We start from the raw sequence: 19,087 nt of genomic DNA on the forward strand, positions 1-19,087 counted from the left end.
TTATGAAATCAATTCACAAAATTATCGTCATCCTGCTATGTGCAGCAGCAATAGCCGGATGTAAAAAGAGTTTTTTGGACCGCCCGTCCAACTCGCAGGTCAGTTCTACTAATTTTTACAAAACCACTTCCGATTTACGGCTGGCTACGGCAAGCCTGTATGGCGGTTCGGAGTGGTGGCAATGGAACAATGGGGCCTTGATACCGCTTGGCGACGTATTGAGTGGTACCGGCAGCTTTCAGTATAGTAACGATTTGGTACAGCTTTTTACACGCACTATTACCGCGCAAAATGGCCTGGTGACCAATGGTTGGGTTGGCTTGTACAATGTTATAGCGCAATGTAATGGCGTTATTAATGCCATACAGACCCAGGCGTCTTCGTCTATTTCGGCATCAGACAAAAATGCGGCCATAGCTGAGGCAAAATTTGTTCGTGCCGTTGCTTATTATCATTTAGCGATATACTGGGGGGCTGTGCCAATTGTTGAAGACAACAGCAAACTGATAAAAGATCCGCTGCTTAATCGCAATATTGTTTCAGATGTTTATAAATTCGTTGCTAAAGACTTAACCTTCGCAGCGCAAAACCTTCCCAAAACGGATGAAAAAGGCCGGGTAACTACCTGGTCGGCGCAGGGAATGCTTGGCAAAGTATACCTGACGATGGCAGGTGTAGGCAAAAGCGGTTCACGCGATCAGGCTTTGCTTGACAGTGCCAAAAAGTATGCGGGCAATGTATGTAAAAACAGCAACTTAAATTTGCTTCCCAGCTATTATGATCTTTTCAAGGTGCAAAACAACGATAACCCTGAGTCATTGTTCGCGCTTCAATGGGCCGCGGGTGTAGGTTATGGAAATGGCAATGCTCTGCAAGGTTATTTTTCACCAAGCAACACTCTTCTTCCTCAACAACAAGGTGGGTGGCAATCTTTACAGCCAACCTATGATTTATACCGAATGTATTCTGTTAAGGATACGGTAAGGCGCAAAGCCACTATTATGCTCAACGGAGATTTCTATCCCGAATTGCTTCAAGCCTCCGGTGGTTATAAAGCAACAGGTACCGGCCTGAAAAAACACATTATTGGCAACGAAAAAGACAACAATTCGCCAACAATGGATATGTGGTCATCCCCCGAACATGTTGCAATTCTTAGATTGGCCGATGTGTACCTGGTATATGCAGAAGCTATTTTGGGTAATAATGCAACTACAAGCGATGGTGACGCTATAACTTATTTTAATGCTGTGCGCACAAGGGCCGGCGTGGATATGGTGACTGCAATAACCCCGGCTTTACTGCGTACGGAAAGAAGGGTTGAACTTGCTTTTGAAGGACAATATTGGATAGACCTGGTTAGGTATTCTTATTACGATCCTACTAACGCTGTGAAGTTTCTTAATGATCAGGATGCCACTCACGGGCGAATCTCGTTTACTTATGACCCTGCAACGAAAACAGCTACAAGAGACACTATTGCTCCGCCAGTTACGCTTCCGGCAACTATCAATTCATTTACGTTGCCAATTCCGTCATCAGAGTTGACCACCGACCCTAAATTGGCACAGCCACCGGTACCCTATTATTAATTAAAACATTTAAAATATTTGTTATGAAAAAGAAATCATACTTACGCCGGTGTTTTTTGCCGCTTTTATTCATGATCGTGGCTTTATCACCGGCTTGTAAAAAGAACAACGACGGCGGCAGCAGTGCTCCCCCGGTTATCGCGGCTATTAAAAGTTATGTAGCCTCACCCAATGATACGGTTTTACATAGCGCCGCGGCAAAGGGTCAATGGGTGGTAATAACCGGGCAGAATTTGCAAAATGCAACTCAAATATCTTTTGACGGGGTTCCCGCCTCTTTTAACAATGCTTTATTTGCGCCAGGCAGTGCTGTTGTGCAAATCCCCTACATACAGTTTTCAACAATTGATACTGCCAAGCTGTATACGGTGAAATATGTTACAGGAGCAGGTTCAACAACCTTTTCTTTTAAATTGGGCCCGGCAGCACCCACTGTTGCGGCAATCTCCAATATATTTGCCGCCCCCGGTGATTCGGTTTATGTTTACGGCGCAAATCTGATTTTCGTTCAACGCTTTTCGTATAGGGGTACAGCAATTCCGTCGTTTAAATTAGACACTGCCGGGGCTTCTATTGGATTTTTGATGCCGGCTGCAACCACCAATGATCAGGTATCAGTAACCACCAAGAGCGGTACGGTGAATTTTAAAATAATTGCGACCCCGGTCATAACAGGTATTTCCAACGAAAATGCCAACCCGGGTGATTCGGTTTATATTTATGGTACCTACCTTAAAGGTATTCAAACGCTAACTTTTGCCGGTACGCCAGTTACTTCTTATAAATCATCAAAAAATGGGAGCTCTGTTGGGTTCGTTTTGCCAACGCTAACGCAAAGCGGGCCGGTATCTGTTACTACAGAGTTTGGCGCTGCTGCTACCGTGTACAATGTACATGATGTAGCAACAGGCTCCATATCCAATTGGGATAGTAATTTTAATTGGCAATACTGGGGTGCTGGCAAACAAACTAAAGGGGACGCTAATTTTCCTGGCAATTCAAGCACCTATATGTTATTGGATATTAGTGGGTTGGCCAAGGGCGATGGATGGCCCTGGACTACTAACATACCTATGAATGCAGCACAGTGGGTGCCCCAAGCTAATATCACTGACTCAGTTAGCCATTGGGCATTTAAATTTGAAGCAAGTATCCCAAAAGCATGGAATGGTACTACAGTTGATATTGTAAGTGGAGTAAATGGCTATATGGCTCGATGGGAACCATGGCAAAAAAATGCTACTACAACGGTGCCGTACGCTACAAAAGGGTGGGTAACAGTAACTATTCCTTTAACATCGTTCCGTAAGTCAGATCCTACGCTTGGCGAGGGTATGGGTGCTTCATTAACCAAAATTGCCGATTTAACTGGTGATACCGGAAATACCTCGTGCATCATATATATACATAACTATGGCACTTCGGCAGCCAGCTTTTATGGCGCTGTTGATAATTTGAGAGTTGTGAAAATTAAATAGCCTACAGCCCCACGGCAGCATATCGCCGTGGGGCTTTTTAACTGATTAAAATTAAGACAAAATGAAAATTAAGTATTCTTTTACAATATTGATATTGCTTATTGCAGTTATATCTTTATTCGCCTGTAAAAAAACGAAGAATCCGGATCCGCAACTAACAGTTAGTGTACCCACCATAACTTTTACAGGTGATGGTGGAAGCCAGGACATAACCGTTGCAGGGAATGCCGATTGGAGCATCGACAATCCTGCTTATTCATGGTTGCAATTAAGTACAACATCAGGCAAAAGCGGCAGCACTGTTATTCATTTAACAACATTATCGCAAAATGGTACAGGGGCAGGCCGCTCTGGTGTTTTATTCATAAATTGTTCAAACGGCCAGGCAAGAAGGGTAACGGTTACCCAGGCCCCTACCTTATACCCAGGTTATAATACATCGCCCATAGCGCCAGACATGACTGGAATGACCAGTACTGCCGTGCAACTCTCGGCAAAAATGAGTACGGGAATGGGAATAAATTTTGGCAATACCATGGAGTCGCCAAACGAAGGTGAGTGGGTGAATAGTAAAATCACCGAATCGTATGTGAAATATATAAAAAGTTTAGGTTTCAATTCTGTACGGCTTCCCTGTAACTGGGTTTGGAGTCATTTAAGCGATCGGAGCAAAGCAAAAATCGACCCTGCATGGCTTGCGCGGGTGAAAGAAGTGGTTGGATATTGTGTGGCCAATAATGTGTATGTGATACTGAATGCTCACGGGGATAATGGTTGGCTGGAAAATCATGTCAATAAGGCATCGCAAGATTCCATTAATGCGATGCAAAAGGCGATTTGGGAGCAGATTGCAACAACCATGCGTGATTTTGATGAGCACCTTATATTTGCCGGCGCGAATGAACCTGCGGTTAGTACTGCAGAACAGATGACCATACTCAATGGTTACCACCAAACATTTATTAATGCAGTTCGCTCTACCGGGGGCAGGAACAGTAACCGGGTGCTGGTTGTGCAGGGGCCAAGCACTGATCCTACTAAAACTAATGATTTGATGAATACGCTTCCAGCAGACAATATTCCCAACAAGTTGATGGTCGAGGTGCATGACTACACGCCTTCTACATTTACGATACTAACGGATGGAGATGCAAGTTGGGGTAAAATGGTTTATTACTGGGGGGCTGGGAATCATTCTATTATTGAGCCAGACCGCAACGCCACCTCTGGAGAAGAGGATGCGATCACTGCTGAATTTACAAAGATGAAACAGAAGTTTGTTGATAAAGGTATCCCTGTGGTGCTGGGCGAATATGCAGTGTGGAGGAGGACTGCCGCCACTAACAGCAACTATCTTCCTAAGGACCTGGATATGCACAACAAGTCTGTGGATTACTGGACAACTTTTGCAACCAAAACGGCCAAAGCGAATGGTATTCTGCCATTCTGGTGGGAGATAGGTTTTATGTTGGACAGAGCTAATAATGTGGTAAAGGACCAGCGTATGTACGATGCCCTTAAATTAGGATATAAGTAATAGTGTAGTGTCAATTATAGCATAAGGTTATTTCCCTTCCCTGAGATTGGTTAAGTGTTCGCCAGTCTCAGGGAAAGGTTAACCTCTTTGTTACTTAGCCTAAAGAATAATAATCAATTGAAATTACCCTTAACGAGTATTCGTTTTTTAGGTAAAGTAAAAAAATCATGTTTAGAAAAAAAGTGTTGTTAAGTACGGTCCTTGCTATCTCTTTTTTGGGATATAAAAAAGATGTAGAAGCTCAGGCTAATGCGGATAAACCGAAAGTAGTTATTGAAAAACTGGAAGAAAAATTTGCAAATGTTTCGCCGAAACTCCTCACCAATAATGCGAACCCTTTATTAGATTTTATGTTTACGGCCGACCCGACAGCTGTAGAATACAACGGAAGAATTTATGTGTACGCCACGAATGATCATGAACAATATGAGCATGTAGGAAAGGATGGGAAAAATTCATACGAGCATATCCGTACACTGGTTATGATGTCTTCCGATGATATGATCAACTGGACTTATCATGGCCTCATAAATACAGCAAAGCTGACACCATGGAGTCAGAATTCCTGGGCGCCTTCCATTACAGCCAGACTGGAAGCAGACGGCAAAACACACTTCTATTTGTATTACTCCAATGGCGGTGGTGGCTCAGCCGTGCTTACTTCCACCTCTCCGGTTGGCCCCTGGAAAGACCCATTAGGAAAGAACATAGTCGACCGCTCTGTCCCCGGTGTGGATGTCGATGCTCCATTCGATCCCGGAGTTGTGATTGACGGCCAAGGTACAGGCTGGCTGGTTTTTGGAGCCGGAACACCTAAAACAAAATATATGCCGGATAATGCCAGGATTGTCAAGTTAGGAGCAGATATGCTCAGTTTGGCCGGCAATGTTTCTAAAATACCCGCTCCTTATTTTAATGAGGCCAGCGACCTTAACTTTATAAATGGGACCTGGGTTTATAGCTATTGTACGAGTTGGGATGAACGCACGGTATGGCCTTATAGCAATATTGCTAAACCAACCGCATGCAACATGTCTTATATGACGAGTAAAACACCCTTAAATCCGGATAGTTGGCAGTATCGCGATAATTACTTTAAGAATACTGGCGACGTTAACGTGGGTCCTTTGACAAACAATCACAGTCACTTGTTCAAGTTTAAAGGGAAATATTATCTTGCCTATCATGCCATGTATTTACAGGATTATTTTGACACAAAGGGTGGTTTTCGTAATGTGGGTATCGAACCAATACAGGTGAATGAAGGGAATGATGTGAATATCCCCATGGTCAACGCAACTTTTAAAGGTCCGTCACAACTTAACCTATTAAATCCATTCGATGTGCAGCAAGCAGAAACCACCGCAGGCACTTCGGGGCACGTCCAGTTCGATACTGTTGGTAATGAGGGTAATATGGTTGCCATAGGAAAAATAGATAAACAATGTCTCATGGTTCGGGGAGCGGATTTTAGCAAACAGATTCCTGCCAAATTCGAAGCCCGGGTGAAAGGAACAGGTAGAATTGATGTTTATGTAAATAATCTTAAAGGCCCGGCTCTTGTTTCCCTTATGTGTGATGCGAAGGACTGGACTACGCTCTCAAAGCAAATACAACTGAACATGCCTAAAGGAGTAGGGAATATCTATTTTGTATTTAATGGAGAGGGTTTTTTGTTTGATGAATGGAGATTTTATTAAGTCCGGCTGCTGGTTTATTGGTGCTATTTATAAGTAGATGTTCGATCAAAACGGGCTGTTACCGCCGATTCGGTGAAACCGTTAAGCCTTTCTTTAGGGAGCCAGGTAAGATGTTTGATCAGCGTATGATGGATGCCATTAAAGCAGGATATAAACAGCCTGCGGGCCCGACACCGCTGAAACGAGGGGCGGGCTTTAAAAATACCCGGAGTTTTACGGTAAATGATCAGAAGTTTGAAAATTAAATAAGAGAGAGTTTTAGTTGAATATAAGTGGATGCCTGGGGCCTTTACTGAGAGGTCCCGGCATTTTTTTTAGCTACACCAATTCTGTTTTCAACATGAAGGAAATCAATAGTAACCTATTTGAACGCATGACGATTGCCACAGCAAATGATACCTGGTTAAAAAAAGAGAATATGGAAGATGGAATTATTTCAGAAGCGCCGGAATTAGATGAAAGTGAAATTAAAGCTTTGATAGAGAATTTTGATACAATAGGTGTGTTGCTTAAGGGACACGTTACTATCTTCAATAGCCCTATCTTAACGCCTGAATCGAAAAAAATGTGTAACGAGGGCCTGGTTCTTATTAAGAAGTTCACTCAAAAATGTTTAGAACATTATGGGATGCGTTACCTTCCAAAATAAGGTTTCAACTGCGCGCTATGTGGATATGGGTAGGCCCACGCAGTTAAACAGGTAACAAATTGAAAAATTAAAACAAGAAAATGGCTCGCCTGGCTGACCTTGAAGCAGGCCCTGCCGGTAAACTTACGGCCGCAGATAAATAGCACCGCAAAAAGAAAAGAAATAATAATTTATGAAATATACCATTGCCTGTTTTATAGCAGTTTTACTATCCGGCGGAGTTTCGGCACAAAATAAAAGTGAGGTTGCGCTTAATGCGAAGATCAACAGCATCGTCAGCAAAATGACGCTGGAAGAAAAAATAGACATGCTTCATGGAAACGCGTTGTTTTCTTCGGCAGGTGTAAGCCGTTTAGGTATCCCGGAACTTACCTGCGATGATGGCCCCTTAGGCGTACGTGAAGAAATAAAGCGCTTTGATTGGGCGTCGGCTAACTGGACAACCGATTCTGCCACGTTTTTACCAAATGGCTCGGCAATAGCAGCCACATGGAATCCCGTAATGGCCAACCGGTATGGCGTAGTTATAGGCGAAGAAGCGAATGCCCGTAAAAAGCATATAATGCTTGCACCGGCATTCAATATTTGCCGGATGCCGCTTTGCGGCCGTACTTATGAATATTATTCGGAAGACCCTTATTTAAACAGCCTGCTGGCGGTTCAAGCTGTAAAAGGAATTCAAAGCCGGCATGTGGCAGCTTGTGTAAAACACTTTGCCGCAAATAACCAGGAACTTAACCGCGATAGCGTAAACACCATAGTTGATGAAAGAGCCTTGCGCGAAATTTATTTCCCGGCATTTAAAGCAGCCGTACAGCAGGGTAATGCCTATACCGTTATGTCGGCCTACAATAAGCTGAACGGTTATTGGTGTTCCGAGAATGACTTTTTATTAAATAAGGTGCTGAAAAACGAATGGAGTTTTAAAGGAGTGGTTATCTCAGATTGGGGTGGTGTGCACCATACCGTTGCAGCGGCCAACAACGGGCTGGACATTGAAATGGGATCAAGCGGACCGTATGATCAATGGTATTTTGCCCAGCCCTTACTAAAAGCTGTTAAGGAAGGCCAGGTTCCGGTAAAAACAATTGATGATAAGGTGCGCAGGATTTTGTGGGTAATGTACCATACCTCCATGAGTAGTAATCATCCTTTAGGATCAATTGCTACACCGGCGCATGCCAAAACCGCCTATGCTATCGCCTCAGAATCTATCGTTTTGCTAAAAAACGACAACCATTTGTTGCCTTTAAAAGCAGATAATGTTAAAAGCATTGCTGTCATCGGCGATAATGCCACCCGCACATTTGCTTTAGGCGGGTATGGTGCCGGTGTAAAAGCTAAACATGAAATAACTGCCTTGGAAGGCATACGATCAAGGTTCGGCAAAACAGCCAGTATCGGCTTTGCCCAGGGCTATAAAGCAAACTACCTGGCAAGTAATAGTGATGAACAAAATCGTGGCTATGACCAACCCGATCAAAAGCTGATTGATGAGGCGGTAGCGCTTGCTAAAGCCAGCGATGTCGCCATATTATGTATCGGCTCCAATCGTGAATATGAAAGTGAAGCCCATGATCGTAAAAGCCTGGAACTGCCTTTTGGCGAACAGGCCTTAGTTAACGCGGTTACCGCAGCTAACCCCAATACTATTATCGTAATCATGGCGGGGGCCCCGTATAATCTGAATGAAATCAAAAAAACTAACCGTGCGGTTGTTTGGTCGTGGTTTAACGGATCAGAGGCCGGTAATGCACTGGCCGACGTGTTAAAGGGCGTTGTAAACCCATCAGGCAGATTGCCATTTACTTTTCCTGTATCGTTAAAAGATTCTCCTGCTTCCGCATTAAATACTTATCCGGGTAAAGACCTGACGGCTGATTATAAAGAGGGCATACTGGTTGGGTACCGCTGGTATGACACTAAGAAAATTCAGCCGGAATTTCCTTTTGGTTATGGACTTTCCTATACTGATTTTTCTGTCAATCATTTTTCGGCTGATAAAACAACTTATGGGAAAAATGAAACCATCCGTGCAAAATTCACTGTCAAAAACACAGGCAGCCGTTATGGTGCCGAAGTTGTGCAATTATATGTAAGCGATCCGGTTAGCTCGGTTTTGCGTCCTGAACAAGAACTTAAAGGTTTTAAAAAGATATTTTTAAAGCCCGGTGAAACGAAAATAGTTGAACTACAGGTGAAAATTGCTGACCTGGCATTTTATGACGAAACAAAAAAATCATGGAAAGTTGAAGCTGGTGAGTACGTCCTTCAGTTAGGTAATTCATCACGTAACATCATTCAGAAAGTAAAAATTTTCGTTAAATAAACTCATTTCAGAAGAGTTGTGAAGTCTATGGAAAATCAGTGAACTGGACTTCCGAATACCGATAAACTAAGAAATAATTTTCAATGGAAATGTCCCGTTGGTTTTGTAAATAAGTGTAAAAAACACAATAAATAATATTAAATTTCACGATGAAAAAGTTATTACCTATTTCAATTTTGTTCCTGTTCATTGCAACAATCTTGAAAGCGCAAAACCCTAAGCTTACGCTTGATCTAACTAAATCCGGCGCAAATGTAAGTCCTCAACTGTATGGGTTGATGACCGAAGAGATCAATCATTCGTACGATGGCGGTTTGTATGCCGAGCTGATCAAAAACAGGATATTTAAGGACAACCCAAATACGCCGGAAGCATGGAGCGTAATCAAGGAAGGTGGCGCGAAGGCTACAATGCAATTAGTTGCCGCAAACCCCAACTATATACCTGCAGACGAGCGGCGCCATGCAATTAATGGCGCGTTAACCACTTGTTTAAGATTATTGGTTGATACCGGCGGTGGCCGGGCCGGTATTGCAAATGAAGGTTATTGGGGCATACCTGTTTTGCCTAATACAACTTATAACGCCTCTTTTTATATTAAAGGTATGGAAAGCAAGCCATTGACCGAGCAATGGGCTCCCGCGCCTAAAACTGCAGTTCCGGTAATTGCTGATAACACTGCCGGGCCTATAACCGTAAGTATAGAAAGCAATGACGGTAAAACGGTATATGCTTCGGGGACTATTAATTTGATAAAAAGCGCCTTTTGGAAAAAATATGAACTTAAATTAACAACCGGCGCTGCTGTTAAACCAACATCTGCCGCCCGTTTTGTTATTTCGACGAACCGTACCGGGGTTTATTATTTTAACCTCGTCTCTTTATTTCCGCCAACCTATCATAACCGTCCCAATGGGAACCGGATAGACATAATGAAATTATTGGCTGATATGAAACCCCGCTTTTTACGTTTTCCAGGCGGTAATTTCCTTGAAGGCCCGAAATTGACCGATGCATTTCCGTGGAAGACTACTTTAGGACCGCTTGAGGGGCGCCCCGGCCATACCGGCTCATGGGGCTATCGCCCTACCGACGGAATGGGCTTACTTGAATTTTTAGAATGGTGCGAAGACTTGAAAATGGAACCGCTGCTCGCTGTTCATGCCGGCTATTCACTCGATGGCGACCATGTGGACGCAGGCCCGCTTTTAAAGCCATATGTAGATGATGCGCTTGATGAAATTGAATATGTTACGGGCGACGTAAACACTTACTGGGGTGCTAAGCGTGCGGCAGATGGGCACCCGGCACCTTTTAAACTCAGCTATGTGGAGATTGGTAACGAAGACGGGTTTGACGCGTCTGGCAGTTACGACGGACGTTTTGCCCAGTTTTATGATGGCATTAAAGCTAAGTATCCTAACCTTCACTGTATTGCAACCATCGGCGGTAAGGACTGGCTTGGGACCAGGGGTAAATTAACAATTCGCAAGCCCGAAATTGTAGATGAACATTATTACCGCACTGCCTGGGAAATGGAAGAGGATGCGGCACGTTATGATAAGTACGACCGCAAAGGATATAAAGTGTTTGTAGGTGAGTGGGCAACGCGTGAAGGCGAACCAACCACCAATATGAACGCCGCCCTGGGCGATGCCGCCTGGATGACGGGCATGGAACGAAATTCAGACTTGGTTATCCTCTCGTGCTACGCGCCATTATTTGTAAATATAAATAAAGCCACAGCAGCTGCGCCAAAGGCCTGGCAATGGGACTCGGACCTGATTGGTTATGATGCTTTAAAAAGCTTTGGTTCACCATCATATTATGTGCAGAAGATGTTTAATAGTTATATCGGCGATAAGGTAATCCCTGTATCCGGCGCCAATATTCCTACCCAAACAAGGCCTGCTACCAGGCAGGACAGTGCCGCCAATAAAATGCCCCAACCTATACCCGCCATGTTTTATGTAGCTACCCGGGACACTAAAACGGGAAAATTGTTTCTTAAAGTAATAAATGCAACAGGAAAGCCGCAGCAGGTTGATATTGATTTAAAGGGAGCTGGAAAGTTTTCTCCCGAGGGTATTATCGTGGTCATAAAAGGTGATAAACCCGAAGATACGAACACGATCAGCGATCCGGTAAGAATAGTTCCGGTTACCTCCAGGATAAAAGTGGCTGGCGCTAAATTTACCAGGACTTTCGATCCATATTCAGTAAGCGTGCTTCAAATAAATACATTAACCAAATAATTGAAACCAGGTAAGAAAACTAAATAATAAAACCAGGTAAGAATACCAGGACAAAAAAAACAAATGTCAATATGAGAAATGCGATATACAGGTTATGGACAACGGCCTTAATTATCACCCTTATAGTGCCGTGTTTATACGCGCAAAAAGCCGCTAATCCCATTATTTATGCAGATGTACCGGACATATCAATAGAACGTGTAGGCAATAGCTATTATATGAGCAGCACAACGATGCACATGAGTCCCGGTGTACCGATCATGAAGTCGAACGACCTGGTGACCTGGAAGACGGTGGGTTATGCGTATGATACTTTAGCAAATATTGATGCAACAAATCTCACAAATGGCAAAAATATGTATGGAGAAGGTTCGTGGGCAAGTTCTATTCGTTTCCATAATGGCACCTATTATGTAAGCACATTTTCTGCAAATACCGGCAAAATGCACATTTACAGCACTAAAAATATCGAAAAAGGCCCATGGAAAGCCAGGTCATTTGCCCCCGACCTGGGTGATCACTCCTTGTTTTTTGATGATGACGGAAAGGTTTATATGATTAGCGGGAGCGGAGATTTAAGGTTAGTTGAATTAAAGGACGATCTTTCCGGTATAAAACCCGGCGGAACGGACCAGGTTATCATTAAAAAAGCAAACGTGCCTTCGGGCGGCATCGGCCTCGGTCCGGAGGGCTCTCAGCTGTTTAAGATAAACAGCAAATATTATCTTTTCAATATTACATGGCCACCGGGCCACGTACGCACTGTTATCATACACCGGGCAGATAAAATCACCGGCCCGTACGAAGGACGAATTGGCCTCCAGGATCTGGGTGTGGCACAAGGCGGATTGGTTGAAGCGCCAAATGGAGCCTGGTATTCTTATTTGTTCCGTGATTATGGTTCGGTGGGCCGTATTCCCTATTTGGTACCTGTAAAGTGGGAGGATGGCTGGCCCGTTTTGGGTATCAATGGCAAAGTGACCGATACGCTCGACCTGCCGGCCGGTAAAGGTTTGATCCCGGGAATTGTTGCTTCAGACGAGTTTGCCCGTAAAAAAGGCGAACGTGCATTACCACTGGTTTGGCAATGGAACCATAACCCGGATAATAGTTTGTGGTCTGTTACCGCGCGGAAAGGGTATTTAAGGCTCAGCACCGGCAGGATCGACACCAATTTCCTGGCGGCACGAAATTCATTGACACAACGCACTATCGGCCCGGTATGCTCCGGGACAGTTTCGCTCGACATTTCTAAAATGAAAGATGGTGATTTTGCGGGTTTGGGTCTTCTGCAAAAAAATTACGGGTTGGCAGGTGTCAAAATAACCCGGGATAGCAAAGCTATCGTCATGATCAATGCAAGCACCGGAAAACCTGTAGAAGCACAAAAAATCCCCTTAAACCAAAAGGTAGTGTACTTTAAGGCGGAATGCAATTTTACTGACAGAAAAGACGTGGCGGACTTTTTTTATAGCCTGGACGGGAAAACGTGGATACTATTAGGCACACAATTAAAAATGGCCTATACCTTTCCCCATTTCATGGGCTATCGTTTTGCTTTGTTTAATTATGCTACAAAAAATATAGGGGGAGCGGCTGACTTTGACTTTTTTCATATAACAGATTCCATTTGATATCAATTTTTTTTTAATGGGAAGGTAGTTAACTATTGGGCGGGAAAGCCAGCTTGTTCGGCCAGTACATCATACACACAAAAAAAAATTTAGAACTATAATGAAAATCAGAAAGAAAGTATTGCAAGTAACAACTCTTTTTGCTGCAGCGGGGGCGCAGGCTCAAAACCCGAATATACAAACCATTTATACAGTCGATCCAGCGCATCCTATCAATTATAAATGAATACAGCAAGTAAAAGCATATTTATTCTTGTCTTCGCTATTATCGTCAGCTTAGTAAGCACAAGTACCCTTTTCGCTCAAACTGTTTGGTTAGATCAACTGGATCTCAGCGCAGCTACACAGGGCTGGGGAATACCTAAAAAAAACAGGTCGGTTGATGGCAACATTATGACCATTGCAGGCAAAACCTTTGAGCGTGGCTTCGGAACACACGCAGAAAGCTCTCTTTTTATTCAGCTCGATGGAAAGGCAAATTCGTTTACTGCGCAGGTTGGCATTGATGATGAGGTGAAACAACATCAGCCCGCCGTAGAGTTTATTGTATTCGGCGATGGAGCGAAGCTTTGGTCGAGCGGTGTAATGCATGCAGGCGATACTGCCCGGCTATGTAATGTGAAACTTTCGGGTGTGAAAAAACTTGAGCTGCGGGTAACAGAGATAGGGCACAACAATCATGCCGACTGGGCAGATGCAAAATTTGAGGCGGATGGTGTAGAAAGTTTCACTACTTATTATCCTGTTCCAAGTGATCCCTATATTCTTACCCCTCAGCCATCGGCAAAACCGAAGATTAATAGCGCAAGCGTTTTCGGTGTGCGCCCGGGCTCGCCGTTTCAGTTCAGGATACCTGCCACAGGAGACCGACCAATGACCTTTCTGGTTACCGGCTTGCCTCAGGGACTAAAGCTTGATCAAAAAACAGGACTTATCACTGGTAAGCTTGTAACAGCCGGCACATACGTTATTCAATTAAAGGCAAAGAATGCGAAAGGTATAGCCGAAAAAAGTTTACGCATTATCTGTGGGGATAAAATTGCACTTACCCCGCCAATGGGTTGGAATAGCTGGAATTGTTTCGCCGGAGAAGTTTCAGCTGAGAAAGTTAAGCGCGCTGGGGAAGTAATGGTGAAAACCGGACTTGTAAATTACGGGTGGAATTACGTAAATATTGACGACTACTGGCAAAATAACCGCGATTCGAAAGATCCTTCCCAGCAAGGTAAGTACCGGGACGAAGCTGGTAATATAGTCCCTAATAAAAGGTTTGGAGATATGAAATTTCTGACAGACTATGTGCATGGCTTAGGTTTAAAGATCGGCATTTATTCCAGTCCTGGTCCCTGGACCTGTGATGGCGGTGCCGGTAGCTATGGTTATGAGCGGCAAGACGCCGAAAGTTATGCCAAATGGGGTTTCGATTACCTGAAATACGATTGGTGCAGCTATGGAGGAGTGCTAAGTGGAATACCTGATAACGACCCAAACAAAGTAGTCTCCATATCTTACAACGGAGGTTATCAATTGTCTACCGCCATAAAACCATACAAACTAATGGGAGATTATATCCGTCAGCAACCCCGCGACATTGTTTTCAGCTTGTGTCAGTACGGAATGTCGGATGTTTGGAAATGGGGCGGTTCGGTAGGTGGAAACACTTGGCGTACAACGAATGATATAACGGACAACTGGTCTAACGTTAAAAGTATTGCATTAGCTCAGGATCAGTCTGCAGGCTGGGCTAAGCCCGGTAACTGGAACGATCCGGACATGCTGGTTGTAGGAACAGTAGGCTGGGGTAGCCCGCATCCCACCATGCTTAAACCAGATGAACAATATCTTCACTTCAGCCTTTGGTGCCTTTTCTCTGCGCCTCTGCTAATTGGTTGCGATATGGAAAAGCTGGATGCCTTTACCCTGAATTTATTGACAAACGATGAAGTAATTGCTGTTGATCAGGATGCTCTTGGCAAACAGGCTACCTGTGTGCAGACTATCGGAGATCTGCGCATTTATGTAAAAGAATTGGAGGATGGCAGTCGTGTAGCAGGCTTTTGCAATTTCGGTCTGGAGAAAGTGGATATCTCTTACAAGGATCTGAAAAAGCTTGGTATTTCAGGAAAGCAAAAGGTGCGTGATCTTTGGCGTCAGAAAGATATTACAACGATCCATGCGAACAAAGAGGCTCTTTCGGTGAAGGTTCCGATGCATGGAGTAGTTCTGTACAAATTTACGCCGGTTAAATAGCAGGATAAGATCTCTTAACCTGAGCTCGATTGATAACTAGTTAAGCCTTAAAGAAGATGCGGTTTTTATAAAGTTAGGAGTCCGTTACTTCAAAAAAGTATAAATCAATATGAAACAAAATAATACAAACAAAATTACATGGCATGTTGGCGCAATAGTTACAGTCCTGCTGTTTTTAGCAGGGAACATTGCCTGCTATGGTCAGGGTATTGATAAAACTGAGCGAAAGCAATTATTCGATAATAACTGGAAATTTTTTCATGGAGATACTATATCTGCAAAATCAAAAGATTTTAACGATAAGAGTTGGCGAAGCCTTGATTTACCACACGATTGGAGTATCGAAGGGAAAATAAGTCCTAAAAATCCGATGGGCGGCTCCGGTGGATACTTTCCTGCAGGAGTAGGCTGGTACCGGAAAGCTTTCAAAGCCCCGGGCGAATGGAAAGGCAAAAAAGTGTCCATTTATTTTGAAGGGGTTTATATGAATTCTGAAGTTTTTATTAACGGGAAATCACTTGGGATTTACCCTTATGGCTATTCGTCATTTAGCTATGACCTTTCACCTTTTTTGGATTTTAATCATGAGAATGTGATAGCGGTAAGGGTAGATAATTCGCAGCAATTGAACAGCAGGTGGTACAGTGGTTCTGGTATCTATCGCCACGTTTGGATGAATGTTACCGATGCTGTGCATATAGCCGAGTGGGGAGTTTCGGTTACAACGCTCGATGTATCTTCAAAAAAGGCAACCGTTCAAATTAAAACATTAATTAAAAACGAAACCGGGTCGCCTCAACATCTGGTGCTTAGTACCTTGCTGAAAGGGCCAAACGCTAAAAACGCAGGCAATAAACAAGTAACTGTTGACGTGGCTGCTAACAGCGAAAAGGAAATTGCTCAAACAATTGCGGTATCAGTCCCCATGTTATGGACGCCGGAAACTCCCCGTTTATACGATGCTCAAATAAGCATCATCCGAAATAAGAATGTAGTTGACGAGACTAAAACGAGCTTTGGCATACGTTCCATCAAATTTACAGTTGAAAATGGATTTGAGCTTAATGGCAAAAATGTAAAGCTCAATGGCGGGTGTGTGCATCATGATAATGGCTGCCTGGGTGCCGCTGCTTTTGACCGTGCAGAGGAACGCAAGGTTGAACTGCTCAAAGAGGCGGGGTTCAATGCTGTAAGAACTTCTCACAATCCGCCCTCCGCGGCATTTTTAAATGCTTGTGACAGGTTAGGCTTATTGGTTGTTGATGAATCATTTGATTGTTGGAAAGTCGGGAAAAACAAATACGATTATGCCCGGTATTTTAACGAATGGTGGAAACGCGACCTGGATGCCATGGTTTTGCGAGATCGTAACCATCCCTCCATCATTATGTGGAGTATTGGCAATGAAATAGTGGAACGGGGCACCCCTGGCGCAGTAGAGACAGCCAAAATGCTTGCAGATGCTATAAAAAAGATAGACACCACACGGCCCGTTACATCCGCCGTTGTGGATAATGGTAAGAATTGGACAACGCTTGATTCCCTTTTTGCGGCGCATGACATTGCTGGGTATAATTACCACCTGGGGAGTTCGCCGTTGGACCATAAGCGGGTGCCTTCACGAATCATCTTTCAAACAGAGTCGTATCCTAAGGATGCTTTTGCCAATTGGAAGTTGGTGAAAGACAATAATTATGTCCTCGGTGATTTTGTTTGGACAGCTATGGATTATCTCGGAGAATCAGGGATAGGCCGTTGGTATTATTCGGGTGATATGCCTGGTGAACACTGGGAACATGATTTTTTCCCCTGGCATGGTGCTTATTGCGGAGATGTCGATCTGATCGGATGGAGAAAGCCGATTTCGCATTACCGTAACTTGTTATACAATAATACCGAAAAACTTTTCATGGCTGTCCGAGAACCTGAACCAGCCCCCTTGGAAATTAAAACAACGTGGTGGTCTGTTTGGCCAACCTGGGAAAGCTGGACCTGGCCGGATTATGTGGGAAAGGATATCAAAGTGGAAGTTTATTCAAAGTATCCTAAGGTGCGCCTTTATCTCAACAACAAACTTATTGGCGAAAAACCTACGGCAATAGCGCAGGAACATAAAGCCGAATTCACCGTAACCTATTCGCCGGGACAGCTTAAGGCAGTCGGTGTGGATAACGATAAAGAGGTTGAATCAACCGTTTTGCAAACATCGGGGGGAGCCGCAAAAATAAAATTGACTGCCGACCGTAAAAAGATATTGGCAAATGGGCAAGATTTGTCCTATGTCACCATTGAGATAACAGACAGTGCCGGCATAGTTCAACCGAATGCCATAAATCGCCTGCTTTTTAAAATTGAAGGGTCTGCCACTATTGCGGGAGTAGCTAATGCCGATTTGAAGGACACAGATCCATATGTAGCGGATACACGTAAGGCCTGGCACGGACGCGCGTTAGTGGTCATTAGAAGTACGCACAATGTTGGCGATATTAAGCTTACCGTAAGTTCGCCGACTTTACCTGAGGCTGTTTTAAATATCAAAACAGTTAAGGCCCGATTTGAGTAAAAAGAGATTTATTGAAGTAAGGGGACAGGATACGGAATAGGTTTGTGTGGAGCAAAAATTTGATGCATTTATACTAGCTTAATCCTTATAACTACTAATATATTTGATAACCAATATTAAACTATCAATTGAAATATGAAACGCAGAAACTTTGTTCAAAATTCCGTACTGGCAGGTGCATCAATATTAACAACCGGACTTTTAAAATCAAATTCAGCAAATGCCAAGACCACAAATGTTGATAACGGCAAACCTTTTAATTTAAATTATGGCATACATGATGGCATGTTTAAAAACCATGCGGGTGGCGATTTTATTGATCAAATCAAGTTTGCTTATGAGCAGGGATTTCGAAGTATCGAAGATAATTGGATGGGTGGGCGGCCAGTTGATGAGCAGAAAAAGATTGGAGATACACTGGCCAAATTGGGTATGTCCATGGGCGTTTTTGTACAACCTGGTTTAGGCAATGATTCTAACCTGTTAGCATCAGGCAAAGCAGAACATATCGACAAGTTTGTTGCCAGCTGTAAGGAAGCGGTTGAAGTAGCCAAACGTATAAATGGTAAACTGGTTACCGTCGTTCCCGGAGATTTTGTACGCAACCTGCCTATTGGCATACAAACAGGTAATGTAATTGAAGCTATCAAAAAAGGCACAGCCATTATTGAACCCCATGGCCTGATCATGGTGCTGGAACCCCTCAGCGACAACCCAGACCTTTTTTTACGTACACCCGATCAAGCTTATGCTATTTGCAAGGCAGTAGGCAGCCCATCTTGCAAAATCTTGTACGATATGTACCATATACAACGCAACCAGGGCAACATTATCCCTACACTTAATTGGGTTTATGATGAAATAGGTTATTACCAGGTTGGCGATAATCCTGGCCGCAACGAACCCGGTACCGGCGAAATTAATTACAAAAACATATTCAAGCTTATTTATGATAAAGGGTACAAGGGAGTGATAGGCATGGAACACGGCAATGCGGGTGCGGGTAAAGCAGGCGAGCTTGCTTTGATCAAAGCGTATCGCGAAGCTGATAGTTTCATTTAGGCAACAGGAGAAACAGAGTATTTTTATAATAGAAGTGG

12 protein-coding genes are annotated in these 19,087 nt (G+C 43.6%); all 12 read left to right on the forward strand.

Annotated features, from left to right (window positions below):
- The first annotated feature begins 2 nt into the window (after window positions 1–2).
- The 12 genes from AC1D0K_RS29890 (at window position 3) to AC1D0K_RS29945 (ending at window position 19,049) form a co-directional block, all read left to right on the forward strand.
- Complete coding sequence (locus AC1D0K_RS29890) at window positions 3–1,592, forward strand: RagB/SusD family nutrient uptake outer membrane protein (protein ID WP_477393911.1); 1,590 nt, start codon at window positions 3–5, stop codon at window positions 1,590–1,592.
- Between the two features lie 23 nt (window positions 1,593–1,615).
- Window positions 1,616–3,070, forward strand: a complete 1,455-nt coding sequence (locus AC1D0K_RS29895; protein ID WP_477393913.1) for a glycan-binding surface protein — start codon at window positions 1,616–1,618, stop codon at window positions 3,068–3,070.
- 61 nt (window positions 3,071–3,131) lie between these two features.
- Window positions 3,132–4,607, forward strand: a complete 1,476-nt coding sequence (locus tag AC1D0K_RS29900) for a cellulase family glycosylhydrolase (protein ID WP_477393915.1) — start codon at window positions 3,132–3,134, stop codon at window positions 4,605–4,607.
- Window positions 4,608–4,774: 167 nt separating this feature from the next.
- Entirely contained in the window at window positions 4,775–6,307 is a 1,533-nt protein-coding gene (locus AC1D0K_RS29905) for a glycoside hydrolase family 43 protein (protein ID WP_477393917.1), read from the forward strand.
- Window positions 6,292–6,552 carry a hypothetical protein gene (locus AC1D0K_RS29910; RefSeq protein ID WP_477393919.1) on the forward strand — a complete coding sequence of 87 codons (261 nt, stop codon included), beginning with the start codon at window positions 6,292–6,294 and terminating at the stop codon, window positions 6,550–6,552. Before AC1D0K_RS29905 ends, AC1D0K_RS29910 begins: the two co-directional genes overlap by 16 nt.
- A 95-nt stretch (window positions 6,553–6,647) precedes the next feature.
- A complete protein-coding gene (locus tag AC1D0K_RS29915; protein WP_477393921.1) occupies window positions 6,648–6,956 on the forward strand; it encodes a hypothetical protein in 309 nt (102 codons plus the stop codon).
- 172 nt (window positions 6,957–7,128) lie between these two features.
- Window positions 7,129–9,285, forward strand: coding sequence for a glycoside hydrolase family 3 C-terminal domain-containing protein (locus tag AC1D0K_RS29920; RefSeq protein WP_477393923.1), 2,157 nt, complete (start codon window positions 7,129–7,131; stop codon window positions 9,283–9,285).
- Between the two features lie 149 nt (window positions 9,286–9,434).
- Window positions 9,435–11,540: an alpha-L-arabinofuranosidase C-terminal domain-containing protein gene (locus AC1D0K_RS29925; protein ID WP_477393925.1), complete on the forward strand. Its 2,106-nt coding sequence runs from the start codon at window positions 9,435–9,437 to the stop codon at window positions 11,538–11,540.
- A gap of 71 nt (window positions 11,541–11,611) precedes the next feature.
- Complete coding sequence (locus AC1D0K_RS29930) at window positions 11,612–13,174, forward strand: glycoside hydrolase family 43 protein (RefSeq protein WP_477393927.1); 1,563 nt, start codon at window positions 11,612–11,614, stop codon at window positions 13,172–13,174.
- A 222-nt stretch (window positions 13,175–13,396) separates the two neighbouring features.
- Entirely contained in the window at window positions 13,397–15,424 is a 2,028-nt protein-coding gene (locus tag AC1D0K_RS29935) for an NPCBM/NEW2 domain-containing protein (RefSeq protein ID WP_477393929.1), read from the forward strand.
- A 109-nt stretch (window positions 15,425–15,533) separates the two neighbouring features.
- The gene (locus tag AC1D0K_RS29940; protein ID WP_477393931.1) at window positions 15,534–17,987 is read left to right on the forward strand and encodes a glycoside hydrolase family 2 TIM barrel-domain containing protein; all 2,454 of its coding nucleotides are present in this window, start codon (window positions 15,534–15,536) and stop codon (window positions 17,985–17,987) included.
- 135 nt (window positions 17,988–18,122) lie between these two features.
- On the forward strand, window positions 18,123–19,049 hold the full coding sequence (locus AC1D0K_RS29945; RefSeq protein ID WP_477393933.1) for a hydroxypyruvate isomerase family protein: 927 nt from the start codon (window positions 18,123–18,125) through the stop codon (window positions 19,047–19,049).
- Window positions 19,050–19,087 lie beyond the last annotated feature (38 nt).

The organism is Mucilaginibacter sp. P1_A3, from assembly GCF_056406855.1.

Bases quoted from the DNA above. Each gene is read 5' to 3' on its own strand.
- AC1D0K_RS29930 (WP_477393927.1), top strand. From the start codon at position 11,612: ATGAGAAATGCGATATACAGGTTATGGACAACGGCCTTAATTATCACC.
- AC1D0K_RS29890 (WP_477393911.1), top strand. From the start codon at position 3: ATGAAATCAATTCACAAAATTATCGTCATCCTGCTATGTGCAGCAGCA.
- AC1D0K_RS29895 (WP_477393913.1), top strand. From the start codon at position 1,616: ATGAAAAAGAAATCATACTTACGCCGGTGTTTTTTGCCGCTTTTATTC.
- AC1D0K_RS29900 (WP_477393915.1), top strand. From the start codon at position 3,132: ATGAAAATTAAGTATTCTTTTACAATATTGATATTGCTTATTGCAGTT.
- AC1D0K_RS29925 (WP_477393925.1), top strand. From the start codon at position 9,435: ATGAAAAAGTTATTACCTATTTCAATTTTGTTCCTGTTCATTGCAACA.
- AC1D0K_RS29910 (WP_477393919.1), top strand. From the start codon at position 6,292: ATGGAGATTTTATTAAGTCCGGCTGCTGGTTTATTGGTGCTATTTATA.
- AC1D0K_RS29940 (WP_477393931.1), top strand. From the start codon at position 15,534: ATGAAACAAAATAATACAAACAAAATTACATGGCATGTTGGCGCAATA.
- AC1D0K_RS29945 (WP_477393933.1), top strand. From the start codon at position 18,123: ATGAAACGCAGAAACTTTGTTCAAAATTCCGTACTGGCAGGTGCATCA.
- AC1D0K_RS29935 (WP_477393929.1), top strand. From the start codon at position 13,397: ATGAATACAGCAAGTAAAAGCATATTTATTCTTGTCTTCGCTATTATC.
- AC1D0K_RS29905 (WP_477393917.1), top strand. From the start codon at position 4,775: ATGTTTAGAAAAAAAGTGTTGTTAAGTACGGTCCTTGCTATCTCTTTT.
- AC1D0K_RS29915 (WP_477393921.1), top strand. From the start codon at position 6,648: ATGAAGGAAATCAATAGTAACCTATTTGAACGCATGACGATTGCCACA.
- AC1D0K_RS29920 (WP_477393923.1), top strand. From the start codon at position 7,129: ATGAAATATACCATTGCCTGTTTTATAGCAGTTTTACTATCCGGCGGA.